Source organism: Geobacter sp. FeAm09, from assembly GCF_008330225.1.
Classification (GTDB): domain Bacteria; phylum Desulfobacterota; class Desulfuromonadia; order Geobacterales; family Pseudopelobacteraceae; genus Oryzomonas.
Map to the genome: position 1 here is coordinate 3,145,846 of NZ_CP042466.1, position 25,821 is coordinate 3,171,666.

At 63.7% G+C, this 25,821-nt stretch carries 26 protein-coding genes and 1 riboswitch; of the genes, 8 read left to right on the top strand and 18 right to left on the bottom strand.

Translation table 11 applies throughout. The features are described 5' to 3' along the window. Positions 1-9: 9 nt before the first annotated feature. The 4 genes from FO488_RS14805 to FO488_RS14820 form a co-directional block, all read right to left on the bottom strand. The gene (locus FO488_RS14805) at positions 10-387 is read right to left on the bottom strand and encodes a DUF1987 domain-containing protein (protein ID WP_149211263.1); all 378 of its coding nucleotides are present in this window, start codon (positions 385-387) and stop codon (positions 10-12) included. An 11-nt stretch (positions 388-398) separates the two neighbouring features. Then, the gene (locus FO488_RS14810; RefSeq protein WP_149211264.1) at positions 399-929 is read right to left on the bottom strand and encodes a SiaB family protein kinase; all 531 of its coding nucleotides are present in this window, start codon (positions 927-929) and stop codon (positions 399-401) included. Between the two features lie 27 nt (positions 930-956). Then, positions 957-2,954 (bottom strand): SpoIIE family protein phosphatase, encoded by a 1,998-nt coding sequence (locus FO488_RS14815; protein ID WP_149211265.1) that lies wholly within the window; start codon positions 2,952-2,954, stop codon positions 957-959. 123 nt (positions 2,955-3,077) lie between these two features. Beyond that, positions 3,078-3,812 (bottom strand): J domain-containing protein, encoded by a 735-nt coding sequence (locus FO488_RS14820; protein WP_149211266.1) that lies wholly within the window; start codon positions 3,810-3,812, stop codon positions 3,078-3,080. Between the two features lie 393 nt (positions 3,813-4,205). Between FO488_RS14820 and FO488_RS14825 the strand changes: the two genes are divergently transcribed. Further along, a complete protein-coding gene (locus FO488_RS14825; protein WP_149211267.1) occupies positions 4,206-4,646 on the top strand; it encodes a hypothetical protein in 441 nt (146 codons plus the stop codon). Positions 4,647-4,832: 186 nt separating this feature from the next. Here FO488_RS14825 and FO488_RS14830 read toward each other — a convergent pair whose 3' ends face one another. From FO488_RS14830 to FO488_RS14860, 7 genes are all read right to left on the bottom strand, one after another. After that, positions 4,833-5,819 (bottom strand): serine/threonine protein kinase, encoded by a 987-nt coding sequence (locus tag FO488_RS14830; RefSeq protein WP_149211268.1) that lies wholly within the window; start codon positions 5,817-5,819, stop codon positions 4,833-4,835. Between the two features lie 199 nt (positions 5,820-6,018). After that, positions 6,019-6,729: a cytochrome c3 family protein gene (locus FO488_RS20160; RefSeq protein ID WP_240731980.1), complete on the bottom strand. Its 711-nt coding sequence runs from the start codon at positions 6,727-6,729 to the stop codon at positions 6,019-6,021. Positions 6,730-6,779: 50 nt separating this feature from the next. Beyond that, positions 6,780-8,345, bottom strand: a complete 1,566-nt coding sequence (locus tag FO488_RS14840; protein WP_205743284.1) for a flavocytochrome c — start codon at positions 8,343-8,345, stop codon at positions 6,780-6,782. Positions 8,346-8,708: 363 nt separating this feature from the next. Further along, entirely contained in the window at positions 8,709-10,115 is a 1,407-nt protein-coding gene (locus tag FO488_RS14845; RefSeq protein ID WP_149211269.1) for a sigma-54 dependent transcriptional regulator, read from the bottom strand. Next, entirely contained in the window at positions 10,112-11,944 is a 1,833-nt protein-coding gene (locus tag FO488_RS14850) for a transporter substrate-binding domain-containing protein (protein ID WP_149211270.1), read from the bottom strand. Before FO488_RS14850 ends, FO488_RS14845 begins: the two co-directional genes overlap by 4 nt. A 223-nt stretch (positions 11,945-12,167) precedes the next feature. Next, entirely contained in the window at positions 12,168-12,800 is a 633-nt protein-coding gene (locus FO488_RS14855) for a lytic transglycosylase domain-containing protein (protein ID WP_149211271.1), read from the bottom strand. Between the two features lie 47 nt (positions 12,801-12,847). After that, complete coding sequence (locus tag FO488_RS14860) at positions 12,848-13,693, bottom strand: HDOD domain-containing protein (RefSeq protein ID WP_149211272.1); 846 nt, start codon at positions 13,691-13,693, stop codon at positions 12,848-12,850. A 361-nt stretch (positions 13,694-14,054) separates the two neighbouring features. Here FO488_RS14860 and FO488_RS14865 point away from each other — a divergent pair, with 361 nt between their 5' ends. After that, positions 14,055-14,717 carry an FKBP-type peptidyl-prolyl cis-trans isomerase gene (locus FO488_RS14865; protein WP_149211273.1) on the top strand — a complete coding sequence of 221 codons (663 nt, stop codon included), beginning with the start codon at positions 14,055-14,057 and terminating at the stop codon, positions 14,715-14,717. A gap of 72 nt (positions 14,718-14,789) precedes the next feature. On the opposite strand, the gene FO488_RS14870 is transcribed toward FO488_RS14865, so the two are convergent. Further along, entirely contained in the window at positions 14,790-15,026 is a 237-nt protein-coding gene (locus FO488_RS14870; RefSeq protein WP_149211274.1) for a hypothetical protein, read from the bottom strand. Positions 15,027-15,243: 217 nt separating this feature from the next. Between FO488_RS14870 and FO488_RS14875 the strand changes: the two genes are divergently transcribed. Continuing rightward, positions 15,244-16,032 (top strand): SDR family NAD(P)-dependent oxidoreductase, encoded by a 789-nt coding sequence (locus FO488_RS14875; RefSeq protein ID WP_149211275.1) that lies wholly within the window; start codon positions 15,244-15,246, stop codon positions 16,030-16,032. Positions 16,033-16,192: 160 nt separating this feature from the next. Here FO488_RS14875 and FO488_RS14880 read toward each other — a convergent pair whose 3' ends face one another. The 3 genes from FO488_RS14880 to FO488_RS14890 form a co-directional block, all read right to left on the bottom strand. After that, a complete protein-coding gene (locus FO488_RS14880) occupies positions 16,193-16,987 on the bottom strand; it encodes an ABC transporter ATP-binding protein (protein ID WP_149211276.1) in 795 nt (264 codons plus the stop codon). Continuing rightward, positions 16,984-17,892, bottom strand: a complete 909-nt coding sequence (locus tag FO488_RS14885; protein WP_149211277.1) for an ABC transporter permease — start codon at positions 17,890-17,892, stop codon at positions 16,984-16,986. The genes FO488_RS14880 and FO488_RS14885 overlap by 4 nt, the downstream gene beginning before the upstream one ends. A gap of 180 nt (positions 17,893-18,072) precedes the next feature. Further along, a complete protein-coding gene (locus FO488_RS14890) occupies positions 18,073-19,068 on the bottom strand; it encodes an ABC transporter substrate-binding protein (RefSeq protein WP_149211278.1) in 996 nt (331 codons plus the stop codon). 261 nt (positions 19,069-19,329) lie between these two features. Here FO488_RS14890 and FO488_RS14895 point away from each other — a divergent pair, with 261 nt between their 5' ends. Both FO488_RS14895 and FO488_RS14900 read left to right on the top strand, forming a co-directional pair. Next, the gene (locus FO488_RS14895) at positions 19,330-19,812 is read left to right on the top strand and encodes a YchJ family protein (RefSeq protein ID WP_149211279.1); all 483 of its coding nucleotides are present in this window, start codon (positions 19,330-19,332) and stop codon (positions 19,810-19,812) included. 167 nt (positions 19,813-19,979) lie between these two features. Further along, on the top strand, positions 19,980-20,465 hold the full coding sequence (locus FO488_RS14900; RefSeq protein WP_149211280.1) for a PaaI family thioesterase: 486 nt from the start codon (positions 19,980-19,982) through the stop codon (positions 20,463-20,465). Positions 20,466-20,591: 126 nt separating this feature from the next. Here FO488_RS14900 and FO488_RS14905 read toward each other — a convergent pair whose 3' ends face one another. Continuing rightward, positions 20,592-20,963, bottom strand: a complete 372-nt coding sequence (locus tag FO488_RS14905; RefSeq protein ID WP_149211281.1) for a rhodanese-like domain-containing protein — start codon at positions 20,961-20,963, stop codon at positions 20,592-20,594. Between the two features lie 257 nt (positions 20,964-21,220). Here FO488_RS14905 and FO488_RS14910 point away from each other — a divergent pair, with 257 nt between their 5' ends. Further along, on the top strand, positions 21,221-21,403 hold the full coding sequence (locus FO488_RS14910; RefSeq protein ID WP_149211282.1) for a hypothetical protein: 183 nt from the start codon (positions 21,221-21,223) through the stop codon (positions 21,401-21,403). A 176-nt stretch (positions 21,404-21,579) separates the two neighbouring features. Beyond that, positions 21,580-21,656: riboswitch (cyclic di-GMP riboswitch) on the top strand. Positions 21,657-21,755: 99 nt separating this feature from the next. Beyond that, a complete protein-coding gene (locus tag FO488_RS14915; RefSeq protein ID WP_205743286.1) occupies positions 21,756-22,028 on the top strand; it encodes a hypothetical protein in 273 nt (90 codons plus the stop codon). Between the two features lie 66 nt (positions 22,029-22,094). Here the strand turns inward: FO488_RS14915 and FO488_RS14920 are convergent, their stop codons facing one another. Then, positions 22,095-23,327: a bifunctional alpha/beta hydrolase/OsmC family protein gene (locus tag FO488_RS14920; protein WP_149211284.1), complete on the bottom strand. Its 1,233-nt coding sequence runs from the start codon at positions 23,325-23,327 to the stop codon at positions 22,095-22,097. 29 nt (positions 23,328-23,356) lie between these two features. After that, positions 23,357-24,439 (bottom strand): ADP-ribosylglycohydrolase family protein, encoded by a 1,083-nt coding sequence (locus FO488_RS14925; protein ID WP_205743412.1) that lies wholly within the window; start codon positions 24,437-24,439, stop codon positions 23,357-23,359. 140 nt (positions 24,440-24,579) lie between these two features. Between FO488_RS14925 and FO488_RS14930 the strand changes: the two genes are divergently transcribed. After that, positions 24,580-25,737: an MFS transporter gene (locus tag FO488_RS14930; protein ID WP_149212212.1), complete on the top strand. Its 1,158-nt coding sequence runs from the start codon at positions 24,580-24,582 to the stop codon at positions 25,735-25,737. Positions 25,738-25,821 lie beyond the last annotated feature (84 nt).

Genomic DNA, 25,821 nt, shown 5'->3' on the forward strand with positions numbered 1-25,821 from the left:
GGCGCCTCCCTATTCGGTGGCGGCAACAATGGAAAACGGCAGCGTAACCTCTTCCTGGAACTCTTCGGCCAAATCGAGGGAACGGGGATTCTCCGTATCGTAGCGCCAGACGATGTCCACCTTGGCCCCCCTGGCATGGGCGTCCTCCAGGAGGTCGAGCAGGTCGAGCACGCACTTGGTGCTGCTGCTGTTCATATAGCTGATGTCGATGTCGAGATGAAGCTCGTCCGCACCGGCGAGGTACTCCTTCACCCAGTCGAAAACCGGGGCATAGAAGCCGAAGGAGTTCTCGGGGTAGGACTCCCCCGAGATGCGCATCTTCCGCTCGGCAAGGTCGAACCGGATCAGCGGCGTGGATGATGACTGCGGCATATCAAGCATATTCATTCTGTTTCCCCCTACACCTGCGCGGTCAGCGTAAAAAAGGCATACTGCCCGTCAATGTCCCGTATGGAATATTCCAGCTTGGCGACGGCCCGCTTGGCGATTTCCATCAGCCCGATCCCCGCCCCCAACGCCCCCGGCGGCACCTCGTTGCGCAACTGCTGCCGGATCCGTTTTTTCAGCTCGTCGCGCTCATAGCCGTTGACGGCGTCGATCCGCGCGCTGAGTTCGGCAATGTCCGCCGTCTTGATCAGGTTGCCGGAGGTCACGGCGTAGCTCTCGCCCCGCTTGGCGATGATGATGGTGGCCGAGGCGGTGTCTCCGCTGTTGATCTCCCGCGAAACCAGATAGTTGCGGGCGTTCTGGGTCATCTCGATGTAGACGGCGAACACGTCCTGCACCGCCATGCGGGCGATGTTCTCCGCCGCCAGGTGGTTCCTGATGGCGGTGCCGATCTCCTCGATGATGCTGTGGGAAAACGGCCCGTTGAAACACATCATGATGCCTTCCTGGGAAAATTCCTCTCTGAGCTTAAAGAGGTCCATCGTTGCCTCCTTGCCTGAAATGGCCGATCAATCGTTTGTGGGGCGCTCCGGACGGAACCCCACCAGGGTGACGTCGTCGCGCTGCCGGTTCGCGCCCCGGTACTCCGACAACGTCCGTTCGAAGGCCTCGGCCTGCGCCGGCATGGCAAGGCGGGCCTGCCCGGCCAGCATGGCCTTGAAGCGCTGCGAGCCGAAGCCGTAGCGCAGGTCGCCGCCCGGTTCGTCCAGAAGTCCGTCGGTGGTGAGATAGCAGGCGTCGCCCGGGGCCAGCGCCACCTCGTGGTTCGTATAGGCGAAATCCTGCCTGGAGCCCTTGTAGCCCACCCGCTGGTGGTCCCCCTTGATTTCGCGCACCCCTTGAGCCGAGGCGATGTAGAGCGACAGCCCCGCCCCGGCGAACAGGAGCCGCCCGGCCCGCCGGTCGAGCAGGCAGAGGGCGATATCGAACCCGGCATCCACGTCCCGCAGCCGCAGCGTCTGCTGCATGACGCGGTTCAATTCCCGCAGGATACGGGCCGGGTCGTCGGAACAGATCACATCGACCACGTGGTTCATGACCGAGTTGACGGTCATGGTCATGAAGGCGCCGGGGACGCCGTGGCCGGTGCAGTCGATGCACGCCAGAAGGCTGTGGCCCGGGAACTCCCGCAGGTAGTAGAAATCCCCCCCCACGATCTCCTTGGGACGGTACAGCACGCAGTGCTCGCCCAGGCAGCGCGCCATGAGCTCCGCTTCGGGCAGGATCGAGGTCTGGAGCGTGCGCGCATAACTGATGCTCTCCATGATCCGGTTGCGGGACTCCTCCAGCATCCGGTTGGCGGTGGAGAGCTCGTCCGTCCGCTCCCTGACCTTGGCCTCCAGATTGTTGGTGTAATCGGCGACCGTCCCGGTCATGGCGTTGAAGGTGGCCGTCAGTTCGCCGATCTCGTCCCGCCGCGTGACCGGCAGCGTGATGTCGTAGCGCCCGCCGGCGACCTGGCGCGTGGCGGCCGACAGGTTGGTAAGCGGCGCCAGCACCATGCGGTTCATGAGGAGGGCGATGGTCACGATCACCAGCAGCAGCGAAGCAAACATGATGACGACGATGGGCAGGAATTCCCCCATGCTGATGACGCGGGAGACATCCACCAGGACTACGTTGAACCAGTCCACCCCCGGCATGAAGGAGATGGCCGCCAGGTAGTTCTTGCCGCCGAAGCGGGCGGGGAACGCCACCACCTCGCTCTTCTGGGAGGCCAGCGTGGCGATGGCCGCACGCAACTCCTCCCGTTTCCCGCGTTCGTCCATCAGGCTGTAGATGGTGACCTTCTTGTCCTTGTCCCGTTCGTTGGCGTTGTGTTCCACGATCTTGCGGTTTTCGTGGGCCTGGACAATGCCGGAGCGGTCGATGAGTATGGTCGAGAGCCCCTTTTCCTTGGAATAGACGATTTCGTTGAGGAAGTCGGTGATGTCGAGGCCGCTGCTGGCGATGCCGATCTTTTTGCCGTCCGCTCCCTTCATGATGGCGTTGATCCACACCTTGCTCTTGTCGATCAGGCGGTCGTAGTCCAGGTTGAGGGCGTAGCCGTCCACCTCGCGCATGGTGGCGAAGTACCACGCGTCCGCCGGGTTGCCGGCGTGCAGGACCGTGGTCTTGGGAGCGCCCCGCTTGTCCCCCTCCGAGATGGAGTAGTAAGTGCGGGAGGCGGCGAGGGTTATGTTGCAGCTGCGGTCCCGGAACGAGCGCCGGTAGCTTTCCAGCTGCTCCAGGGCCTCCCGCCTCTGCCGGGGGTCCGCCTCCGCCACGGCCCAGTTCTTCAGGACCGGATCGTCGGACATCTTCCGGGCCAGGGCCACCTCCCGGTCGATGATGGAAATGATTTTGTTTTTCTCCAGCAGGGCTTCCTTGGTGGCGAAACGCTGGGCAAAAACGGCGATGATGCGATTGCTCCCGCTGTAAAAGGCAAACAGCGTCACCACACCGACCGCCAGGTACACAAGGACGATGATGGTAATGAACTTTGCTTTGATGCTGCGGAGTTCCATGAGGGGTTCCCGGTGGCCGGATCAATGCGGCTTCGTGTTTACAGTGATGCACAAGATTACAAAAAAATTGCCCGAATGCAATCTCTGATTGTATGCGGAAGGCTTTTCGCGACTCGGTTCGGATCAGGGCCGGGATTCGCGTACCTGGCGATTATGGCGGGTGAGTTCGCGCAGATGGTGGCGCAGGGCCGGCTCGGACACCAGGGAGTTTACGACGAAATAACGGCCGAGGGGCTGCTGCATCGACCGTTGATGCAGCAGAATGATATTGAGTTGCGACGGGGAAAGCAACCCCAGCGCCACCGCCCGCTCGCCGAACGAACCGACGATATGGGTCGCGCGCAGGATCGCCGCCACATCCTCTTCCCTGAGCCACCCCCACCTGCAGGCGTAATCCCCCAGCGGAGGGCGCAGATCGCGCTGCCACATGAGCGCGCGCACCACCGCCTGGTAGGACACGACGCCGCGGTAGTAGAGATAGAGCCCCAACTTCAATTCGATGGCGGGGAGCTCCCCTTCGTAGTACTGCTCGCCCTCGGCACGTTCGGCGACCGGGGCCTGGGAGAGGACGGGCTTGGTGCCGTGCCCGCGGCGCAGGTGAATCACGGCGGGCTTCCGGGTCTTGAGGTAGTCGCTCAGCAGCTTGTAGGCCTCGACCGAGCGGCGGAACAGCTCCGTGCGCCGGAACGGGTCACCCACCCCGCCGCAGGCGTCGGGATGGCACTCCCGGGCGCGGTTCCGATACGCGTTCTTCAGCCCCTCCGGCTGGATGTAGCAGAGAAAGTCCCTGGTGACCTCCGCCGTGGGGAACAGGATGCGGCACGCATCCATCAGTTGTGTTTCCTGATTGGGTGTCATACGTTCGGGACCATGTACCGGCAAGTTGCCATCTTCTTGCTGGTATACCCGAAATCGGGACGAATGACCAGCCGGTATTCAGCGGCGGGTGGTGCCGGACCACTTCTCCGTTGTGCCCGCCCCCCTGCCGGGGGCAGGAACAACAATGCGCGGCACCGTTTCCCGCCGTATTTCACGGAGATGCCCGTGCCGCGCCCGACGTCCGCCGGGGCGGCACGCCCTTTTGTTTGACAGCGACCCGGCAAAGCTGGTACGCTGGTAACATCCGTGGACGACGACATCACGGTGCAGACCGTGTCACGTGCGTCGCCACATCATGCTCCGGAGCAGTCCGGAGTTTTTTTATTGTGATGAATGATGGAAATTTAATCGTCGGGAATACGGGGGAGCAGTATGGCAACCAAAAAACTAGCGGCGGGGGATTGTATCGAGGCGCGCTGCACGCGCTGCCGGGCGGTGCTCAATCATACGATCGTCGCCATGGTCGGGGAAAAAATCATCAGGGTCGAGTGCAACACCTGCCGCGGGATGCATAACTACCACGGCGAGAAGGCGGCCAGGGAGCCGGCGGCACGGACCGCCCGGACGGCAGCAACCGCCGCCCCCCGCAAAACGAGGAAGGACCCGGCGGCAGCCGAACGGGAAGAGTGGGAGGCCCTCAGCCCGGCCATGGAGCCGGAGCGGGCGCTTCCCTACGACATGAACGGCAAGTTCCGCGTGAACAGCCTGGTGGCGCACCCGGTGTTCGGCCTCGGCGTCGTCAAGGCGGTCGCCGCGCCCAACAAGATGCAGGTGCTGTTCCAGGACGGCAAAAAGCTGCTCCGCTGCGGGTAGCCTTGCCTTTGGGGGCAAGGGGCGATGGCGGACGGGATGCCGGGCGGCCGCGCTGTTTCGTGGCGGAAGAGGCAGCGAAACAGGCTGGTGCCAGCCAGAATCTTTTAAAAAAGGGACTCCCGCGAGTCCCCTTTTTTATGCCCGGAACGGGCCTGCGCAGCGGCGCAGGCTCCCGGCCGGAAAGCGCTAGCCCAGCTCCAGCGGCGGCTCCGCAAGGGCGGCCAGTTGCTCGCGCAGGTCGAGGATGTGCTCCCCCCAGTAGCGGACGGTATTGAACCAGGGGAACGTGGCGGGAAAGACCGGGTCTTCCCAGCGGCTGGCGAGCCAGGCGCTGTAATGGAGCATGCGCAGGGCGCGCAGGACCTCGACCAGGCGCAGCTCCGCGGGATTGAAGTCGAAGAACTCGTTATACCCCTCCGCCAGCACCTCCAGTTGGGCGATCCGGCGCTGGCGGTCGCCGGAAAGCATCATCCAGAGATCCTGAACCGCCGGGGCCATGCGCGCGTCATCGAAATCCACGAAGTGGGGGGCATTGTCGCGCCACAGGATGTTGCCGCTGTGGCAGTCGCCGTGGGAGCGGAGGTAGCGGACCGGCCCGACCTCGGCCAGGATGCCGTCCACCGCCTCCAGCAGTTGATCGGTCACGGCGGTGTAACTTGCCCGGTACTCCTCCGGGATGAAGCGTTCGCGGATCAGTGCCACGCTGGCATGGCCGAAACTCCGGCTGTCGAGGACAGGCCGGCAGGCGAACGGCTGCACGGCCCCGATGAGATGGATGCGGCCCAGCATGCGGCCGAGGATCAGCAGGTTGTCCAGGTTGTCGAACTCCGGGGCATGCCCCCCCTGGCGCGGGTACAGGGCGAACCGGAATCCGTCGTGGTGAAAGAGGCTCTCGCCGGCGGCATTGGTCCAGGGGGCCACCACCGGCAGTTCGTGTTCGGCCAGTTCAAAGCAGAAGCGGTGTTCCTCGACGATCTGCGCGTCGCTCCAGCGGCCGGGGCGGTAGAACTTGGCGATCAGCGGCAGCCCGTCCTCGATGCCGACCTGGTACACGCGGTTCTCGTAACTGTTCAGGGCAAGGGTGCGGCAATCGCAGCGAAACCCCTGGCTTTCAACGGCATCCATGATGAAAGCGGGGACAAGGGTCTGGAAGGGATGGGGGCTTTGGGGCATTGGGCGTAGGTCTCCGTGGCGCTGCGAGCTGGAGGCACCATACCACCAATTGGCGCGGGAGCCAAGGACAAGCGTGCCGACAACGCCCCGATGCCCGCAACTACCCGTTCCCAGCAAAGAAAGGCGGCCTTCCGCACGGGAGAGCCGCCTTTCTTGCCGTGCCTGCAGCGCAATGCCCAGGGCTTCAGAGCCCCCGGGGCTACTTCCCTCCCGGAATCTTCATGTTGATCTTGGCATGGCAACCGTTGCAATAGGCCTCCGAAACGTCGTGCGCCCGATGGCAGACCGTGCAGCCGATCTCTCCCAGGTGGGATTTGTGCGGGTTGCGCACGGGAGGTTTGGCGGATGTGGTCTTGGCCGCCAACTCCTCATAGCTGCCGTGACAGGCGAGGCAGCGTTCGTTCGCCACTTCGGCCCCCTTCTCCGGCAATCCCTTGCCGTGGCAGGCCCCACACCCCACGTTGCTTTTGGCATGGATCGCGTCCAGATGCGCAGAGCCGGCCCACGACACGGTTTTTTCCTCGATCAGGGCCATATCGGCCTGGGCCGGTTTGCCCCAGGAGGTCTTGGTGCCGGCAAGCCCGAACACCTTGCCCGGCTTGTACACGTGACAGGCGGTGCAGGGCACCTTGGGCGCAGCCTTGGCATGGGCAACGTGCAATCCGGTGAAAAAGGCGTTCTTCTCCGGCTTTCCCGCCGCTTTGGACAGGTGGCACTTCAGACAGGCGCCGAGGGAGGTGCCGGATAGTGCCGGATGTTTTTGGGGCAGGAGCTGGGCCAGGTTTTTATGGCATTGCCGGCACGACGCGCCCCCCTTTGCGGCGTCGGCCGCGAAGAGCGGCCCCGCGCCGAGGAGCCCGGCCACCAGGGCCAGGCAGAACAGGTATGACGAACAGCGTAGTATATTCATTGAAGATCGTGCCTCCTTTGAGCGATTGAACGTGAATGGTACCGTATGGATCAGGCCTTTTCCCTGGCCGCGTTCGCTCCGGCGATGCGGCCGAAAACCACGGCGTCGGGCCCGGCGTTGGCGCCCAGGCGGTTGGAGCCGTGCACGCCCCCCGTGACCTCGCCGGCGGCATACAGGTGGGGAATCGGGCTCCCCCAGATGTCGATGACCTGCCCCAGGGCGTTGATCCTGAGCCCTCCCATGCAATGGTGGACCGCCGGCCATTGGGCGACGCTGTAGTAGGGGCCTTCGAGCGCCATCATCTGCGGCGTGAACGGCTTGTTGAACTCGGGGTCCTTGCCCGCCTTGAGGTAGCCGTTGTGTTTCGCGACCGTCTCTTCGAGCGCGGCCGCCGGCACGTCCATCTGCTTGGCCAACTCCGCCAGGGTGTTGGCCTTCCAGACGCGTCCCGCGGCGATGCCTTCGTTGACCTCTTCCATGGTGGTCATCTTGGGGATCATCTTTTCGCCGAACACGGTGAAGGCGCGCTTCATACCGGTATTGATCTCGGCCCGCGCCACGTTGTCGCGCCGCTCCAGCTCGCTGACGAAACGCTTGCCGAGCTTGTTGACGAACACGGAGCCGTTGCCGGGGGAGCGGGACGGATAGAGCGCATAGCGGTCGAGGGTGCCGCTGTCCGGGTCGGCGGTGGGGTACAACTGGATGAAGCACAGTTGGAGGGAGTCGGCGCCGATGGCCTGGGCAAAGCGGATCACCTCTCCCGTGGCGCCGGGTTGGTTGGTGCAGTTGAACGCCGCGGTGATGCTGGGATTGAACATCTGGCGCATCTTGACGTCCCGGCCGAAACCGCCGGAGGCGATGATGAGCGCCTGTTTCACCTTGATATTGCGTTTCCCCTTGCGTGTTTCCACCTCCACGCCCAGCACCGGGCTGGCGGGATCTTTGCGCCAGATCCAACTCACCTTCGTCCCCAGGCGCATCCTGGCCCCGGAACGGTCCGCAATCTTCTTGAGCGCGTACACGAAGCCCCGTCCGGTCCCGTCGAGCGTGACATGGCCGCGGTAGGCCGAATGGCCGCCGATGCGGTTCAGGACCTCTTTCAGCTTGAGGCCCCCTTCATCGATCATCCAGTCAAGCGCCACCGGGGACCCCTCGACCATCATCCGCACCAATTCGGGGTCGTTGTAGAAGTCTCCCCCTTTGAGGGTGTCCTTGACGTGCAGTTCCACACTGTCGTCGCCGCGATCGAGCTTCTGGCGCAACTTGAGCTTGTCGGTCCAGGCGTTGTAACCGCCGCCGTTGATGATGGAGTTGCCGCCGAAGATCGGCATCTTCTCCAGGATGACGACGCTGCTTCCCCGGGAAGCGGCTTCGGCCGCCGCGGAGAGCCCGGCAAAGCCCGAGCCGATAATGACGACGTCGATCTCCTCGTCCCAACTTTTGGGCAGAGGGCGGACGGCCGCGGCATCCGCATCCCGGCCCAGAAGATTCAACGCCAGCCCCGAGGTGGCCGCGAGCGCCCCCATGCCGCCGACGGTCTGGAGGAAACCGCGGCGGCTCATGGCACCGTTGCCGGTTTCCGCCTCCTGATTCGTTCCCGTGTCAACTTCCTGCATACTCTAACTACCTCCCTGAAGAATGAAAATACGGATACCGGGTATCCGCTCACGACCTGAAGCCCTGGCTGCCGTCGCGCCCACGGACAAAACGCCCGGGAGAAAGGGGAGCGGTCCGGTGTTGCCGCAGGCAACGTGGTGTCGCCAGGCCTTTGCGTGTTTAGCATCAAGAATGCCAATGTCCAGCGGACCACAGCCTATTGATTTGTTTGAGTTTTTTTAACAGGATCAAATGGAGCGTGAAAGGCGGGTATTGACTCTGGCAATCACCGGCGAAAAACAAAGGCGAACAATGCAGTGAATACCGTGAGTTACCGCGGTTATTCCCAAAAGCTATCGTTCAATAGCCTTTGGGAATAACGGTCAGCGATGTCCACGTTTGATGCGTTTCCAGAGGGATGGCTGGGAGATGGTGAGCAGGCGCGCGGCAACCGTCTGGTTGCCGTTGGCGCGGGAGAGGGCCTCGTCGATGAGGAGCTCGGCGGCCTGGGTGAAGGTGGGCAGGCTCTCGAAGTGGGCAAAGGGGTTTTCCCGGGGATGCACCCCCGTTTTTTCCGGATCGTGTGCCGCCTGCCCTATGGCGCGGCGAAAATGGTTCACGGAGAGAACGCCCCCCTTGTGGAGACTGACGGCGTCATACACCATTGACTTCAGTTCCCTGACGTTCCCCGGGAACGGGTACGTCATCAGCAACGGCATCAACTCCGGGGGGAGCGTCGGCATTTCCCTGCCGAGCACCCGGGCCGCTTCCTCCAGGAAATGTTCCATCAGAAAGCGGAGATCGTCCTTGCGCTTCCGAAGCGGCGGCACCTCGATAAAATGGGTGCGCAGCCGATAATAGAGATCGCGCCGGAAGGTCCCGGCCGCCTCCTTGGCCGCCAGGTCCTGGTGGGTGGCAACCACGATGCGCGCCGAGAGGCGTTTCGGGTGGTCGCTGCCGAGGGGAAAGTACTCCCCCTCCTGGAGGAGGCGCAGCAGTTTGACCTGGGAAGGGATGGCCAGGTCCCCGATCTCGTCCAGGAAGAGGGTGCCGTTGGCGGCCTCCTCCACCATGCCGTTGCGCACGCCGTCGGCGCCGGTAAAGGCGCCGCGCACGTGGCCGAAGAGGGTGTCGGAAAAGACGGCGTCATCCAGCCCGGCAACGTTCACCGTCACCAGCTTGCCCCTGCGGGCGCCGAGTTGGTGGACCGCCTTGGCCAGAAGCTCCTTGCCGACGCCGCTTTCTCCGGTAATCATGAGCGGTTGCGGGCTTCCGGCCACCGCCTCGATATAGGCGAATACCGCCTGCATGGCGTGGTCGCGGGTGATGATTCCGGCAAAGGCCTCCGGGTGGCTCAGCGTCCCGGAAACGAGGTGATCGGACATCTCCTGGTATTCCCGCCGCATTTCCAGCATCCTGACGGCACGCAGCACGCCCCCCACGATCCGGTCCTCTTCATCGGTTTTGATGAAATAGTCGTACGCGCCGAGCTTCATGCACCTGACGGCCGTATCCAACTGGTTCAGGCCGCTCACGATGATGGTCGTGATCTCGGGGTGGCGTTCTCCTATCTGCTTGAGAAGCTCTTCGCCGGGGAGATGGGGCATGGTGAGATCCAGGAGGACGAGGCCGATCCCCCCCCGGTCTATGATCGACATGGCCTCCCTGCCATCCTGGCACATGAACGTATTGGTGACCCCCGCGCTGCTCTTGAGCGTCAGGGAGAGCCCTTTGAGCCATGCCGGTTCGTCATCGATGATGAGAATGCCAAACGACGGATATTTGTTCATACGCTGTCAACCTCCTGTGCGCAGGGAAACGACAGGGTTACCGTGGTTCCCCGGTTGGGCGCCGAATCGAACGCCAGGGTCCCGCCGTGGTCTTTGACGATGCCGGCCGAGATCGACAGTCCGAGACCGGTTCCGCCGCGGGTCCGTTTGGTGGTGAAGAACGGATCGGTCACGTGGGGCAACTGCTCGGGGGCGATGCCGACCCCCTCGTCCCGTATCCGGACGATCACGGTCCCGGCGGCGGGGTCGAAACGTGTGGCGAGGAAGATGCTCCGGCCGCTGTCGGGAAGGGCCTGGCAGGCGTTTATTATCAGGTTCACGACCACCTGCTCGATCTGCTGGGCGTTGCCGGAGATGCCGGGGAGGCCGTCTGCGAAGTCAACGATGAAGGTACCGGTTGAGCTGCTGATGGTGGGCCCGACGAGTTGAATCGCCGTCCGGGCCACCGCGTTGACGTCGAGGCATTCCCTGTCGCCGGCATCGTCACGCCGGGCGAAATCCTTGAGGCCGTTCACGATCCGCTTGATTCGCCGGGCCCCTTCGTAGATCTCGTCGAGCACCCGGGGCAGTTCCTCCCGCAGTTCCGTATAGGGGATGCCGCCAATGGGGAAGTCACCGTGGGCGCGGTAGTGTTCTTCGAGGATGCGCACCGCATCCCGGTGGGATCTCTGGATAAACGGCATGTGGAGGAGGGTCAGGCCGTTGGGGTTGTTGATCTCGTGGGCCACGCCGGAAACGAGGGTCCCGAGTGCGGCCATCTTGCCGGCCTGAACCAGTTGCTGCTGGTTGAGGCGCAGCTCCTCCAGCGCCCGGGAAAGCGATTCGGTTCGCTGCCGGACCTTTTCCTTCAGCGAATAGGACCAGAGGACCATCCCCCCCAGGACGACCGAGAGGACAATGATGACCGCCGAAGCCGATTTCGCTATCGCCGCCCCGGAAATCCTCCGTGGTTCCAGGACGCCGAGCCATTTGTTGTAGATCGCGTCGTACTGACCGGTCTTCTTGAGGATGGTAAGCCCCTCGTTGAAGCGCGACAACAGTTCGGTATTCCCCTTCCCGACGGCAAAGGAAAGCCGCTGGGTCACGACGTTTTTTGCAACCGGCACCAGATTGGTCAGCTTGTTTTCGCGGATGATGTACGTGCCGGGGAGCATGGCCACGACGGCGTAATCGGCGTTCCCCGCGGCAAGCAGGCGAAGCGCCTCGGCGTGGGTATTGGTCGGTATCAGGTCGCGCGGGTCGCAGATCGGGCTCAGGTAGTCGAACATGCTGCCGTTGCGGAGCAGCAGGACCTTTTTGCCGCGCAACTCCTGCAGCGAACTCACCATCGGCGTCCCCCTGCGGGCGAAGATCGTCTGATTGACGATGGCATGGGGCGCCGAAAAGTCCATGATCCTGGATCTCTGCTCCGTGTTGTTGACCCCGGCGATCAGGTCCACCCGCCCCGTCACGAGCCAGTCCAGCACATCTGCCAGGGGCCCGACCCGGATCTCCACCTTCAGCCCCATCACGTCTGCCACGGCCCTGGCCAAGTCAATGGTGAACCCGGCCGGCTGCCCGTCCTTGTCCAAAAACTGGTACGGAGGGTAGTTGTTCATATGGCCCACGACGATCTTGTCGCGCCATTCCGCCGCTGTCGCCGGCGCGGCGGCAATGCCCGCAAGAAAAAAAGCCAGCACCGCGGCGGCCGCCAGGGGGGGTGCCGACAGGGCACGACAGCAAACGAGCGCCTGGGCGAGACACCGCCCCGGCCAGCGGAAGAGAGTGGTTTTCCGGAGAGACGGGAGGGGCGGAGGGATGGCGGTACCGTTACATCCGGAAGGTCTCATACGGGTTGAACATCCTTTCGACAACTCGACGCAACGGACACAGGGAACGAGGGCTGGGGCACATGGGGAGCGTGCGGCATGGGGAGCCGGCAAGGAGCGTACCTCTGCCACCGGAACGTGTCAACGTATACTTTTCAACGACTTAGCACTGAAACGGGCGGAAGCTCAATGGGGGGAGAACTGCCGGGTGCGCCATGGCGGGAGCAAAAAGTCCCCGGGTGCGCTAGCGCGAGAACTCCTGCGGGGTCGTATCCCCGGGAGCGGGTGGCGGGTTGCGCAGGGTCTGGCGGGGGACGCGCACATAGGGGACGAACTTGACGACCTTTTTTTCCGCCCTTCCCTGTTGTGCGGATTCCACCAGGTCGTTGATCTGGCCCAGCATGACCGCTTTCATGGTGCTGTCCACCGGCTGGGGCTCTTTATGGCGCTCCAGTTGCTTGAGGCGGTCGAAGACCTTCTTGGCATAGACTTCGCTTTTTCCCGGCGTTTGGCTGTTGTAGCAACCGATGGCCTTCCAGTTGTAGCCGTATTTGCTGATGCAGGTGGCCAGTATCCAGGCCCCGGTCTTCGTATTGTAACAGGCGTCTCCGAGATGTTGCCACCGTTTTTCCCCGAGCACCGGCTTCCAGATGGTGTTGATCTGCATCAGCCCGATATCGAAGGTCCCGTTGCTGTTCCTGTTGATCGTTTCCGGGGCGAAATTCGACTCGACCTTGGCGATGGCCCGCAATACCAGCGGGTTGATGCCGTACATCTCTCCGGCCTCATCGAAGCAGAAGGAGCAGGCATCCCGCCGGGCAACGCCGACAACGACGAGCGCCAGAAGGCACGCCATTTTCAGATGTTTCGTCGTCATGACCTCTCACCCTTCACCATCGGGGAACGCGGGGGCCGGCCGGCGCATCATGCCGGAGCAGGCAGGAAAGAAACGCGGCGGGACCCATCCAGCACCTTCCCGAGTTCTGCGATCAGTTGTTCGTCCAGGCCGAGCCGGGCCGCTTCGGGGAATTCCACGAGCGGCCGGTCCGGCTCGGCGCCCAGGCTCAGGCCGCAGGTCCTGGTGGCCGCGTTCACGAGCCGGACGATGGCAAGGACCGTGTCATCGGGATCGAAATGCTCACCGGAATGCCGGTCCACGGCCGCGCGATACACGGCGGGCATGTTCCAATGCTCCATCAGGCGGGTGCCCTGCTCCACGTGCAGTTCGCCGAAGATCTCCAGGAGCAGCTCCCGCTCCAGCGCGGCCTGGGCGACCCCTGCGCCGGTTATCCGTTCCAGGGCCTTGATCAGGTACAGCTTGCCCACATCGTGGAGCAACCCCGCCAGGTAGGCCTGCTCCGCCAGGCCGCGGTTGCCGGTGTTCATGGCGACCCAGCGGCAGCCGACGGCGCAGCCGTGGGAATGGAGCCACAACTCCTGCATGATGGCGTTGACCGTGCCGTTGTGCGAGGCGTGGAGCGCAGCCTGGGAGGCCGCCATGGCCAGGTTGGACACGTGATGCGCCCCCAGCCGGATCAGGGCGTCCTTGATCGTCTCCACCTTGACCCGCCCGCTGTAGCTGGACGAATTGGCCATATTCAGGATCTGGCCGGCAAGGGCTTGGTCGTCGTTGGCCGTGTCCGCCAGTTCGTCTATGGTGTAATCGAGGTCGGAGAGCAGGTGGATCAGCTTGAGGGCTATGGGATGGAAGACCGGCAGGTCGATGGGCTGTATCGACAGAAGCCGCCGGATCGTCAGCGAAATGGGCATTCGGCAATCCTTGGGAACTGGCTGGGCAAAACCGGCCATGCGGTATCACGTGTCTGCAACTGACGGTGTCACGAAGATCCGGCGCGCGACCGGGTACTGGGTACTCCCGGAGTACCCGGCGGCCCGGTGCTCCTCCCCGGCGCCGGCAGCGTCCCGTCGCCGCGCAACCGCGCTCCGTATGCGCACGGGGGGAAATCATAGCGTCGATAGCCGAAAAAAGCAAGAAAGGTGAACGTCCCGGCCAGGGGCAAATCCCATAAAAATTGTGGATTTGCCCAACGGCGCATCTGTTGGTTGTCTCATCCGCCAATTCTGCTAAAATAAAGCTTTCTTCAAATCCATGCCCGTTGAAAGGAACATCATGCGCAGATTGCTCCTGGCCGTCCTGGCCACCCTGATTGCCATCCCGGCTTTTGCCGCCGAGGCCCCGCAAACCGAAGAACAAAAGACCCTCTATGCCATCGGCCTCATCGTGGCCCGCCAATTGTCCGTTTTCAACCTCACCCCGGCAGAGCTCGACCTGGTGCGGCAGGGGCTGACGGACGGAACCGCAGGGACCAAACCCCTCGTGGAAGTGGAAGCCTATCTGAAGAAGGTCCAGGAGCTGGCAACCGCGCGGCGCAATGCCAAGGGAGAAAAACTGGCTGCCGCGGCGGCGGCGTTCCTCGCCCAGGCCGGCCGGGAGAAGGGGGCCGTCACCACCAAGAGCGGCATCGTCTACCTCTCCCTGAAGGAAGGCGCCGGCGTCGCCCCCACGGCCAGCGACAAGGTCAAGGTGCATTACCGCGGCACCCTGACCGACGGGACCGAGTTCGACAGCTCCTACAAGCGGGGCGAACCGGCCGAATTCCCCCTGAAGGGGGTGATCCCCTGCTGGACCGAGGGGGTACAGCTGATGAAGGTGGGCGGCAAGGCCCGACTGGTCTGCCCCGCCGCGACCGCCTACGGCGAACAGGGCAACAGTTCCATCCCCGCCAATGCGGCGCTGGTCTTTGAGATCGAACTGCTCGGCGTGACGAAGTAGGCCGTCCGCAGCCGGCAACGGGTGCAGCGGTTCTGTCGCATCCGTTCGCAGCCGTTGCCGGTTACGCCGAGGTCATGAGGGTTCTTCCCCCTCATGGTCGTCGCCGAGGAAATCCCCGAAGTCGATCACATCCCGCACCTTGGCCAGCAGCCTCTTCGGCCACCGGTCGATGGGAATCCTGGTCAGTATCTTGACCTCCTCGAACGTCAGGTCCACGTCGCCGGGCAACTTGTCGGCAAGCTCCGAAGCCCAGCGGGTCTCTTCCGGCGTCAATGCCGCCACCAGCAGCGCCTTATCGGCCTTTGTCATAGGGTCCTCCGGGATCTCGCATGATTTTTCCGCAAGCCTACAGGGAAATTTTCGGGGACACAACCCCTATTTCCCGGCGCAGCCTCCCGCTCCGTGAGCCGTAGCCCCCTGGCGGCCGCTTGCTTTTTCCGTCATCGTGATAGACTTTCCTTCAGGGGCCGTCGGGCCTCTCAAGCCAACGCCGCACAGCTATCACATCACGTAAGAAGGAGCTATCATGGACTTGCAACTGAACGGTAAAAAGGCGCTCGTCTCCGGCTCGACCAAGGGGATCGGCCTTGCCATAGCCACCGCACTGGCGCGGGAAGGGGCGCACGTCGTCGTCAACGGGCGTGACCGCGACTCCCTGGCGGCGGCACTGAAACAGATCGCCAACGCCCTGCCGGGCGCATCGGTGGAAGGCTTCCACGGCGATCTCGCCCACGTCGAAGAGGTGGACCGGCTGCGCCGGCACCTCCCCTCCCTGGACATCCTGGTGAACAACCTGGGGATCTACGAGCCAAAGCCTTTCGAAGAGATTTCCGACGAAGAGTGGCTGCGTTTTTTCCAGGTCAACGTGTTGAGCGGCGTCCGCCTTGCCAGGGCGTACCTGCCGGGCATGAAGGAGCAAAACTGGGGGCGGGTCCTCTTCATCAGCAGCGAGAGTGCCATCCAGATCCCGGCCGAGATGATCCATTACGGCATGACCAAGACGGCGCAACTGGCGGTTTCCCGCGGCCTGGCCGAGACCTGCGCCGGCACGGGAGTGACGGTCAATGCGCTCCTGCCGGGCCCGACCCGTACGGCGGGCGTGGACGGGTTCGTGGCGAAACTGAGCGGCGGCACATCCTTTGCCGATTTCGAGAAGGAGTTTTTCCGGACCGTGCGCCCGGCCTCGCTGCTCAAACGCTTCGCCACCCCGGAAGAGGTCGCCAGCCTGGCCGTCTACGTGTGCAGCCCCCTCTCCTCGGCCACCAACGGCGCGGCCCTGCGGGTCGATGGGGGGGTGGTGCGGGCCTGCTTCTAGCGGCTCTTCGGGGATGATGCAGGCCGGAAAAAAAGGCCGGCACCCCACCCGGGGTGCCGGCCTTTCGTCTTCGCAGCATGCCGATCATGCGTCCCCCGCCCGTTCCAGGAAGTGGAGGCCGATCCGGGGCGGATTCAGGCGGACAACCGTGCGCTGCCATTCACGGAGAGAGCAGCGCCTTGTCGTCCCCAAAGGAGGCGTGGCGGATCTCATGGAACTTTTCGATCAGCTTTTCCACCGTCAGTTCCCGTTTCGCCTCCCCCTCCACGTCGAAGATGATCTCCCCCTTGTCCATCATCAGCAGGCGGTTGCCGAACTCGATGGCATGGCTCATGTTGTGGGTGATCATCATCGAGGTGAGCTTGTACTCCCTGATGAACTTGTCGGTCAGCTCCAGGACGATCTGGGCGTTCTTGGGATCGAGCGCCGCCGTATGCTCATCCAGCAGGATGAGTTCCGGCTTGGAGAGGACCATCATCAGCAGGGTCAGGGCCTGGCGCTGCCCGCCGGAAAACATGGCGAGGTTTTCCTTCATCCGGTCCTCCAGCCCCATCTTCAACTGGACCAGCTCCGAGCGGAAGAACGCCCTCATCCTGTTGTTCAGGCTCCGTTTCAGCCACTTGAACCCCTTCCGGTAGGTGATCATCATGTTGTCTTCCAGGCTCATGTTGGAGGCGGTGCCGAGGAGCGGATTCTGGAAGATCCTGCCGATGTACCGGGCCCGCCGGTACTCCGGCTCCCGCGTGATGTCCCTGCCGTTGGCCAGGATGGCGCCGCGGCTCGGGATAATGGTGCCGGCCACGAGGTTGAAAAGCGTGGACTTCCCGGCGCCGTTGCTGCCGATGACGGTGATGAAATCCCCCTCCTTGACCTTCAGGTCGATATTGCTGATGGCCAGGTTCTCGTTCACCGTGCCGGGATTGAACAGCATGGATACGTTCTTGAGCTCGATCATTTCTCCACCACCGCCTTGATGGCAACCTTTTTCAGTTTTTTGGCCTGGGTCAGGACCAGCAGTATGATGATCAGGATGCCCTTGATCAGGTTCAGGTCGTTGGGCGTCATGTGGATGACATAGCCGTAATACCTGCCCAGGTACAGCACCGCATGGAAAAGTATCGAACCGAGGATGGCGCAGAGGGTCAGGACGCCGATGCGGTTGCTCTTCATGATCAGAAACTCGCCGATCATGACCGAAGCCAGGCCCGAGACGATGATCCCCTGCCCCAGCCCCACATCGGCAAACCCCAGATACTGGGCCGCAAAGGCGCCGGACACGGCCACCAGGCCGTTGGACAACCCCACGCCGATGGTCTTTAGGGTCTTGGGGTTGACCCCCTGGGAGATGACCATCTGCTCGTTGTTGCCCATGGCCCCCAGAGTCATGCCCAGGTCGGTGCGGAAGAACAGGTCGATCAGGACCTTGATCACGATGGCCACCACGATGAAGAACAGGAGCAGGATGTACTCGTCCGGGATCACGTCCGTGAAACGCTCGGAAACGTTCGTCAGGATGGTTTCATGCTGCAGGACCGGCACATTGGCCCGGTTGCCCAGGATGCGGATATTGACGGAGTAGAGCATGGTCATGGTCAGGATGCCGGCCAGGAGGTTGGGCACCCGCAGGTGGTTGTGGATCAGCGCCGTGACCATGCCCGCCAGCACCCCGCCGGCGAATGCGATCAGGAGCGCCAGCCAGAGGTTCACATCCAGCAGGATGCACTGCACCATGAGGGCGGCCCCCAGGGGGAACGAGCCGTCCACCGTCAAATCGGGGAAATCCAGGACCCGGAAGGTGATGAACACCCCCAGGACCATGATCCCGTAAATCAGTCCTTCTACCAGAATGCCTTCGATCATAGCGATGCCGTGTACCCTTCGTGAAATGATCCTCAAAAGACAGGTTTGCCACGGAGACGCGGAGACACGGAGGTGAGCAAAGCCCCAAGGCCGCACCAAAACCGGGCGGCCCGGCGCCGGCTCACCATTTTAGTCAAAAAATCCCGTGTCTCCGCGGCTCCGTGACCCAACCGCCGGTTGCTACTTTTTGGTCAACTTGCCGTTTTCCACGACCTTGTTGGCGCTCTTGACGATATCCTTCGGGATGGTCAGGCCGAGTTTCCTGGCCGTATCCAGATTGACCAGCAGGTCGATGTCCGAGGTCTTGGTCATGAAGCGGGTCGGCATCTGCTCCGGCTTTTTGCCCTTGAGGATCTCGACGATCATCTTGCCGGTGGCACGCCCCATCTTGTAATAGTCGAATCCCCAGGCGGCCAGGATGGCGTGATTCTCGGCCGAACTCGGGTCGGCCGACATGATCGGCACCCGGTTCTTCATGGCCACGTCGGCGACGGCGCTCATGGCCGACACCACCGTGTTGTCGGTGCTGACGTACAGTGCATCCACCCGGCGGACGATGGACTGGGTGGCCTCCTTCACCTCGGACGACTTGGACACCGTGGTCTCCACGTACTCGATCCCCAGATCCTTGCAGGCCTGCTTCACGACACCGGCCAGCACCACGGCGTTCTCCTCGGAACTGGTGTAGATATGGCCGAGGCGTTTGACCTTCTTGATCTTGAGCAGCAGTTGGATCTGCTGCTTCACCGGGGTCATATCCGAAACGCCGGTGACCGTCTTGCCCCCCTTGTGCAGGGAGGCCACCAGACCGGCCTTCACCGGATCGGTCACCGCCGAGAAGACGACCGGCGTCCCCTTCAGGGTGTTCACCAGCGACTGGGCGGTCGGCGTGGCGATCCCCACCGCCAGGGTCACCTTTTCCGACTTGAACTTGTTGGAAATGGACGAGGCGGTGCCGATATCGCCGTTGGCGTTCTGCAGGTCGTAGTCCGCCGCGATCTTCGCAGCGGCAAGCTCATCCTTGATGCCTTTTTCAACGGCATCGAGGGCGGGATGGGCCACGATCTTGGATATGCCGATGAGCACCTTTTTCGGCGGGGCAGCGGCAAAAAGCGACGTGGCCGCCATAAGAAAGACCGCGAGGAACACCAGCAACGAACCGAGTTTCTTGTTCATGGAACACCTCCTGACAGGGATAGGTAACGCTTCGCATATCACCACGCACGACGACAAAGGATTTCACGATTGCGGGTGGCGAGAATATCACTCCGCAAGATCGGTCGTCAATGTGATACTGGACTTTTCAGGCTCTTTTTTACCGGGTTACGGCGGCTGGGTGCAGTTCATGGCGTATGAGCACAGATACCATTTGACAAATGGGCCGGTTCTGTGGCACCCGAGTAGGCTGCGAACAAAACACACCAAGGAGAACCAGACATGAACACCTGTCCCTGCGGAAGCGGCGCCGCCTATGCCGACTGTTGCGAACCGGTCATCAACGGGACGCGCCCTGCCGAAACGGCGGAACAACTCATGAGGGCCCGCTATTCGGCCTATGCCGGCGTGCAGATGGACTTCATCTTCGAAAGCACCCATCCCGACCATCGCCAGGGCTACGACCATGCCGGGACCAAGGAATGGGCGCAGAATTCCGAATGGCTGGGCCTCGACATCATCGCCACCGACAAGGGGGGGCAGGAAGACAGCATCGGCCAAGTGGAATTCGTCGCCCGGTTCAAGGACAAGGGGGGCGCCCACGAACATCACGAGTGCGGCCAGTTCAAACGCAAAAGCGGTACGTGGTACTTCACCGAGGGGGCCATGGTGAAGCCCAAGCCGCTCACCGTCGTCAAGATCGGCCGCAACGATCCCTGCACCTGCGGCAGCGGCCTCAAGTACAAGAAGTGCTGCGGGAAGTGACCCTTTCCCTGGCGGAAGAGCTCCACCACCTGGAAGGCGGCCCGATCGGCCGCCTTTTTCGCTCCCCCCATCCCCCAAAACCCTTTATTGACCTGCCCGAGTCTGCTAGTATGGCGCCTCATCCTGCCGCCGTCACCTGGGCGGCGCTCTTGTGGAGGAAGGAATCCGTGACAAAGACTACTGCCAAAAAAGTTTGTACGACGCTCTGCCCGCCGGCCGACCTGAACGGTGAGGCCGGCTGGACCCCCTTCGACGCCCCGTCGCTGGTGGGGGAGTCCCTGCGCTTCGTCTCCGGCGAGCCGGACGGCAACCGTTTCCGGGCGCGCTATTACCGTGACGGGGAACAGCAGTTGCAAGCCCGCATCTGGTTCGGCCCCGAGACCGAAGGCCCCCCGGGCCATGCCCATGGCGGCGCCATGGCCGCGGTGCTCGACGAGGTATTGGGATTGGCCGCCTGGGCGGCCGGGTATTCGATCGTGGTCGGCAACCTGAACGTCAGTTTCCGCAATCTGCTGCCGCTGCAACAGGTCGTGACGATCGAAAGCAGGGTCGTCTCCGCCGAGGGGCGCAAGGTGCTGGTGCATGGCCGTATCTGCAGCGGGGAAACGGTCTACGCCGAAGGGGAGTGCCTCTGCATCACCCTGAAAAAATGAGCCCGTCCCCCGGCCGTTCCCACCAGGGCCGCCATCCGGGGCACGCACAGGCGGCCACACGGCCGCCTGTGCGCAACACCTCGCTCATCCCCCCCGTGAATCCCCGTGGAGGGGGCATCCGGGACCTTAGAGCAGCATGATCTTCGTTGCCGGGACGTTCCCGCCGAGACCCTCGACCGGAAGCCCGGCCTGGAGATAGGCATTGAAGCCGCCCGCCAGCGGGTGGACATCGTCCCAGCCATGCTGCCTGAGGACCTGAGCCGCCCGCACACTCGCCTCATCCCCCGGGCAGCTCGAGTACACCACAACCGTACGGTCATGGGGGATCTCGTCGAGATGCCGTTCCACCTCGTCATCAGGTATGCGTAACGCCCCCCTGGCTTTGAAGAGGCCGCTGTCCCAATCCTGATGATGGCGCACATTGACGAAGACCGGCAGAACTGCGTCATGCATATGGGCCTTGACCGTTTCCGCGCTCACTTCGAATCCTTGCAACATTTCAACCACCCCTTTCGCCAAACGGCCCTTCATCCCACCCTCCGGGCAGGCATCCCCCCCGGCGCAACGATGACGGCCATGGAGACTACACCATAATTATAGCATGGAAGCGGCGGTGTCCGTCCCCCCTGGTCCCCGCCCCCCAAGGGCATTGACCAGCTTCGGGCGGGGGCATAGAATATAAGAAGGACACCGGTACGTGGTGGCACGTTGTCCGGCCCGGAAGGGAGATCGGGCAGCAGAAAGGGGGCAGCATCATGGCAGTCCTCGAATTGACGGAAAAGGAACGGATCGTCCTGATAGATGCGCTGGAATCCTACCTCTCCGACCTGAAGACGGAGAGGAGCAAAACCGACAATCGTGCGTGGCGAGCGGATTTGCGGGAAGAGGAGGCGATCCTCAACGGGCTCCTGGGGCACCTGATCGCCAAGGCAGCCTGACGGGGGACATCAGGGGCACGGAAGAGCGGACGGCCGGGGGGCTGGCTCGTGAAGAAGCGGCGGCGTGAAGCGTCCCGGAAGCGCCGATGCCGGTCCATGGGGCGGGTTCCCCTGATGGTTGACGCGGGGAGATTTGTCCTCTATAATGTCGCCTGTTTCAGCATCAGGCAGCAGATACGCGACAAGACTAAACCACCCGCGAGGGTGGGGCGGAAAGCCCATAGGGTCTCACTGAGACAGCCGGGATGCCGAACTATCACCATATTCGGCGTCCCGGCTTTTTTCGTGCCGGGATGCCGGAGACGCACGGCAGCTCCAATCACGAAAGGAAACGAACATGAACAGGTATGGCATGAAAGCAATCATCGGGGCAGTGGCCGGGACAATGACGATGGCAACCGTGGCCGGCGCGGCCGACGTGGCGGTGGGAGTCGATGCCAACACCCCCAACGTGCGGGTGCAGGTCGGCACGCCGGCACCGCCGCCGCCCCCCCTTGCCCCCCGCACGGTCATTGTGGAGCGGGAGCGCGTCATCACCCACGAACGGGGAGAACGGCACGACCGGGGCAAACACAAAGGGCACTACAAGAAACACCACCGTAAGGATAAGCACCACCGGGATTAATCCCCGTCACGGGGCCGGGCTGCAGCGGGAACGCAGCCCGGTCCGCGCACAACGCCGGCCGGCGCCTCAGACCGGCCGCAGGGTGGTCACGACCCGCACCCCTGCCGTCAAGGTGCGGTGCACCGGGCAGCGCCCGGCGATCTCCAGCAGACGCTGCCGCTGCGCCTCGTCCAATTCCCCCCGCAGTTCCACTTCCCGTTCGAAGGTATCCAACCGGCGTTCCTTCTCGTCGCAGTCACGGCAATCATCGGCGTGGACCTTGCGGTGCGACAGCCGCACCACCACCTCTTCCAGCGGCCACCCCTTGCTGCGCGCATACATCCGGAGCGTCATCCCCGTACAGGCGCCCAGGGCGACCAGCAGGTAATCGTAGGGGGAAGGCCCCTCGTTGCCGCCGCCGTCCGCCACCGGTTCGTCGGCCACCAGGGAAAAACCGTCGGCAAACAGCTCGGTGCGAAACCCCGCCGCCCCGGTGCGGGCCGTCACCCGGCTGTCGGCTGCCTCCGGCGGGGCCTGGGAGGGGACCGGCGTCTCGGGCACCCCCAGGTAACGGCCAGCCCAGGCGGCGATGATCCCGCCGGCGTAGCGGGAATCCCGGCTGTCGGACAGCAGATGGTCGGCCGAGTCGAGGGAGACGAAGCTCTTGGGGTGGGGGGCGGCCCGGTAGATGTCGGTGGCGTTGTCGATCCCCACCACCTGGTCCCCGGGGGCGTGCATCACCAGCAGCGCCGCCCTGAGCCGGCGCAGCGTATCCTCCGGGTGATGGGCATCCAGGTCGTCCAGCAGGCTCTTGCGGATGGTGAACGTGCGGCCGGCGATGGTGACGGTGCCCTGCCCGGTTTCCTCGATCCGCTCCGCCGCCTCTCCCAGCAGATCCCACACCTGGACCGGCCGGAACGGGGCGGCGATGGCCACCACGGCGGCGGTCGTGGGGATCTCGGCCGCCGCCGCCAGCACGGCCGCCCCCCCCAGGGAATGGCCGATGAGCAGCCGCGGGGCCTCATACTCCTGTTCCAGGAAACGGGCCGCCGCCACCAGGTCGCTCACCTCGGAGGAAAAGGTGGTGGCGGCAAACTCCCCCTCGCTCTCGCCCAGGCCGGTGAAGTCGAAGCGCAGCACGGCGATGCGCCGGCTGCTCAGGGCGCGGGCGATGTGCACCGCCGCCGTGAGATCCTTGGAGCAGGTGAAGCAGTGGGCAAACAGGGCGTAGGCCAGGGGCTGCTCGTCCTCGGGGAGTTCCAGCCGGGCGGCGAGCCGTTCCCCCCGGCTGTTGGCAAAGGTTATCCTCTTGGTGTTCATCCGCATCACCTCGTTTTTTCTCTGCGACGTTATGGTGTGCCGATACCCGCGGCCAGGTCGGCGGCCAGCCGGCACAGGGCGGCGGAATCCTCCAGGCCGTCCAGAAAGCGCTGCGGGATCCGGGAGAGGCCGACCTGGGCACCCACCAGGGCCCCGGTCAGGATGGCCCGCGCCTGGTTCTGCCCGCCGCCGTTGACGGCATGCAGCAGGGCCGCTTCGAAATCGTCGGGGAAACGGGCCGCCAGGTAGTAGGCCGCCGGCAGTTGGTGGTAGATCGCGCAAGGCATGCCGTAGACGATGGACACCTTCCAGGCCGGTTCGATGCGGATATCCGGGTCGGCGGCCGCGCTGGCCATGTACGACGGGGTCAGCAGGGCGTCGGGGGAGGCGAACCTCCCGGCCCGGGGCGGATCGGGGTCGCCGGGCCGTGGCGGCTGCAGGTTGTCGCCGGTGACGGCGTGGAAGGGGAGCGCCCCGCTATGCACCAGCTTCATCAGCCGGCCCGACAGCCGGGCATCCAGGGGGTGCCCCTGCACCAGTTGCCCCAGCACCGCACCGTAGGCCACGGTCATGGACACCACCGTATCGTCCGACTGGGTGAGGACGGCATTGCCGGCAATGGCGCCGGCCAGCCGGGCGGGGTCCTGGGCGTAGCGCACCCCCAGGGCCAGGGTGCGTTCGATGGCCTCCGTCGTGTCGGCATGGCCGCCGGTCTCGCCCCAGGGACGCCCCTGCTCCACGCGCCGCCGCCACAACTCGCGGATCGACTGGCTGGTGTACCCCCCCGGCCCGCTGATGGGGGTGCCGTCCAGGAGCGGCAGCAGTTCTCCGTCCATGCGGCGGCAGAAATCAGCCTCGTCGTACCCGCCCCGCTCCACCAGCGACGCGACCAGCAGCCTGAGGATGAAGCCGGCCTGGGAGAGCTGGCCGGCCGTGCAGCCGTCGTGGTAGCGGCCGGGCCGGGGATCGGTGTAGCCGCTGATCCATTCGCCGTAGTCGCGGCGCAGTTCGGCAAGGTCGTAATACCAGTGCGGCCCGAGCCCCAGGGCGTCGCCGATGAAAGCGCCCATGACGGCCCCGGCCCCACGGTCCTGTATGGTGGCGGCGGACATGATGACCTCCTGGTGGTGCTCCCCGGCGGCCCGGTTGCGGGGCGCCGGAGAGCAGCGCATCGTTTGTTTATTTGATTATATCCCGTTATTTCGAAGTGCCAAGGCTTGTTTTCGGGGGCGGAAACGTGGTACGACGGCGTATGTTCGCCGCTCACCAGAAACCCATGTTCCGTTTCCTGGCCGTCCTGACCGCCGCCTCCATGGTGGGGATGCAGGGTTACGGCATCCTTTTCAACAACTTTGCCGTGGAAACCGTGCACCTGGAGGGGCAGCACATCGGCCTGACCCAGTCGGTGCGCGAGATCCCCGGCTTCCTCGCCCTGACCGCCGTGTACGCCATGATGGTCATCCGCGAGCACCGCCTGGCGGCCCTCTCCATCGTCCTGCTCGGCATCGGCGTCGGCCTGACCGGATTTTTCCCCAGCTTTGCCGGCGTGGCGCTGACCACCCTGGTCATGAGCTTCGGGTTCCACTACTATGAAACCGCCAACCAGTCCCTGACCCTCCAGTACTTCTCCACCCACCTCTCCCCGCTGGTGATGGGCCGGCTGCGCAGCCTGGCGGCCGTCTCCAGCATCGTTTCGGCAGGGATCATCTGGGTTCTCGGGGGCTACGTGGGCTATCGGGGGATGTTTCTCATCCTGGGGGGCGTGGTGGTCTGCCTGGGGGTCTGGGCCATGTTTCAGGACCCGACCCACGAGAGCATCCCGCCCCAGCGGTTGCGCATGTTCCTGAAAAGGCGCTACTGGCTCTACTACGCCCTGACCTTCATGTCCGGGGCCAGACGCCAGGTATTCATGGTTTTCTCCATGTTCCTGCTGGTCAAGATGTTCCACTTCTCGGTGCGGGAGATGACCCTGCTCTTCATCATCAACAACGCCATCAACTGGTTCATCAACCCGCTCATCGGCCGGGCCATCAACGCCTTCGGCGAGCGCCTGCTCTGCAGCATCGAGTACATCGGCGTCATCGCGGTGTTTCTCACCTACGCCTACGCCTCGTCCAAGGGGATGGTGGCCGCCATGTACATCATCGACTGCATCCTCTACAACTTTGCCGTGGCCATCCGCACCTACTTCCAGAAGATCGCCGATCCCCAGGATATCGCCCCCACCTCGGCCGTGGGCTTCACCATCAACCACGTCGCCGCCGTCTTCCTGCCGGCCCTGGGGGGCTACCTCTGGATGATCGACTACCGCATCCCCTTCCTCGGCGGCGCCGCCCTCGGGGTGATCTCCCTCGCCCTGGCGCAGTTCATCCGCATCCCGGCCCACGGCGGCACCGCCGCCGCCCGCTGACCGGGAGCTATCCCCAAACGGACAAGGCGGCCATGCGGCCGCCTTGCGCTGTGGGTCATCCCCCCGGGACCGATCCCGGAGAAG

Coding starts and splice junctions, on each gene's coding strand:
- FO488_RS14925 (WP_205743412.1), bottom strand. CDS start 24,439: ATGTCCGCCGCCACCATACAGGACCGTGGGGCCGGGGCCGTCATGGGC.
- FO488_RS14910 (WP_149211282.1), top strand. CDS start 21,221: ATGGCAGTCCTCGAATTGACGGAAAAGGAACGGATCGTCCTGATAGAT.
- FO488_RS14805 (WP_149211263.1), bottom strand. CDS start 387: ATGAATATGCTTGATATGCCGCAGTCATCATCCACGCCGCTGATCCGG.
- FO488_RS14905 (WP_149211281.1), bottom strand. CDS start 20,963: ATGTTGCAAGGATTCGAAGTGAGCGCGGAAACGGTCAAGGCCCATATG.
- FO488_RS14820 (WP_149211266.1), bottom strand. CDS start 3,812: ATGACACCCAATCAGGAAACACAACTGATGGATGCGTGCCGCATCCTG.
- FO488_RS14885 (WP_149211277.1), bottom strand. CDS start 17,892: ATGATCGAAGGCATTCTGGTAGAAGGACTGATTTACGGGATCATGGTC.
- FO488_RS14895 (WP_149211279.1), top strand. CDS start 19,330: ATGAACACCTGTCCCTGCGGAAGCGGCGCCGCCTATGCCGACTGTTGC.
- FO488_RS14850 (WP_149211270.1), bottom strand. CDS start 11,944: ATGAGACCTTCCGGATGTAACGGTACCGCCATCCCTCCGCCCCTCCCG.
- FO488_RS14920 (WP_149211284.1), bottom strand. CDS start 23,327: ATGAACACCAAGAGGATAACCTTTGCCAACAGCCGGGGGGAACGGCTC.
- FO488_RS14840 (WP_205743284.1), bottom strand. CDS start 8,345: ATGCAGGAAGTTGACACGGGAACGAATCAGGAGGCGGAAACCGGCAAC.
- FO488_RS14915 (WP_205743286.1), top strand. CDS start 21,756: ATGAAAGCAATCATCGGGGCAGTGGCCGGGACAATGACGATGGCAACC.
- FO488_RS14865 (WP_149211273.1), top strand. CDS start 14,055: ATGCGCAGATTGCTCCTGGCCGTCCTGGCCACCCTGATTGCCATCCCG.
- FO488_RS20160 (WP_240731980.1), bottom strand. CDS start 6,729: ATGAATATACTACGCTGTTCGTCATACCTGTTCTGCCTGGCCCTGGTG.
- FO488_RS14825 (WP_149211267.1), top strand. CDS start 4,206: ATGGCAACCAAAAAACTAGCGGCGGGGGATTGTATCGAGGCGCGCTGC.
- FO488_RS14890 (WP_149211278.1), bottom strand. CDS start 19,068: ATGAACAAGAAACTCGGTTCGTTGCTGGTGTTCCTCGCGGTCTTTCTT.
- FO488_RS14810 (WP_149211264.1), bottom strand. CDS start 929: ATGGACCTCTTTAAGCTCAGAGAGGAATTTTCCCAGGAAGGCATCATG.
- FO488_RS14875 (WP_149211275.1), top strand. CDS start 15,244: ATGGACTTGCAACTGAACGGTAAAAAGGCGCTCGTCTCCGGCTCGACC.
- FO488_RS14845 (WP_149211269.1), bottom strand. CDS start 10,115: ATGAACAAATATCCGTCGTTTGGCATTCTCATCATCGATGACGAACCG.
- FO488_RS14855 (WP_149211271.1), bottom strand. CDS start 12,800: ATGACGACGAAACATCTGAAAATGGCGTGCCTTCTGGCGCTCGTCGTT.
- FO488_RS14880 (WP_149211276.1), bottom strand. CDS start 16,987: ATGATCGAGCTCAAGAACGTATCCATGCTGTTCAATCCCGGCACGGTG.
- FO488_RS14830 (WP_149211268.1), bottom strand. CDS start 5,819: ATGCCCCAAAGCCCCCATCCCTTCCAGACCCTTGTCCCCGCTTTCATC.
- FO488_RS14930 (WP_149212212.1), top strand. CDS start 24,580: ATGTTCGCCGCTCACCAGAAACCCATGTTCCGTTTCCTGGCCGTCCTG.
- FO488_RS14870 (WP_149211274.1), bottom strand. CDS start 15,026: ATGACAAAGGCCGATAAGGCGCTGCTGGTGGCGGCATTGACGCCGGAA.
- FO488_RS14860 (WP_149211272.1), bottom strand. CDS start 13,693: ATGCCCATTTCGCTGACGATCCGGCGGCTTCTGTCGATACAGCCCATC.
- FO488_RS14815 (WP_149211265.1), bottom strand. CDS start 2,954: ATGGAACTCCGCAGCATCAAAGCAAAGTTCATTACCATCATCGTCCTT.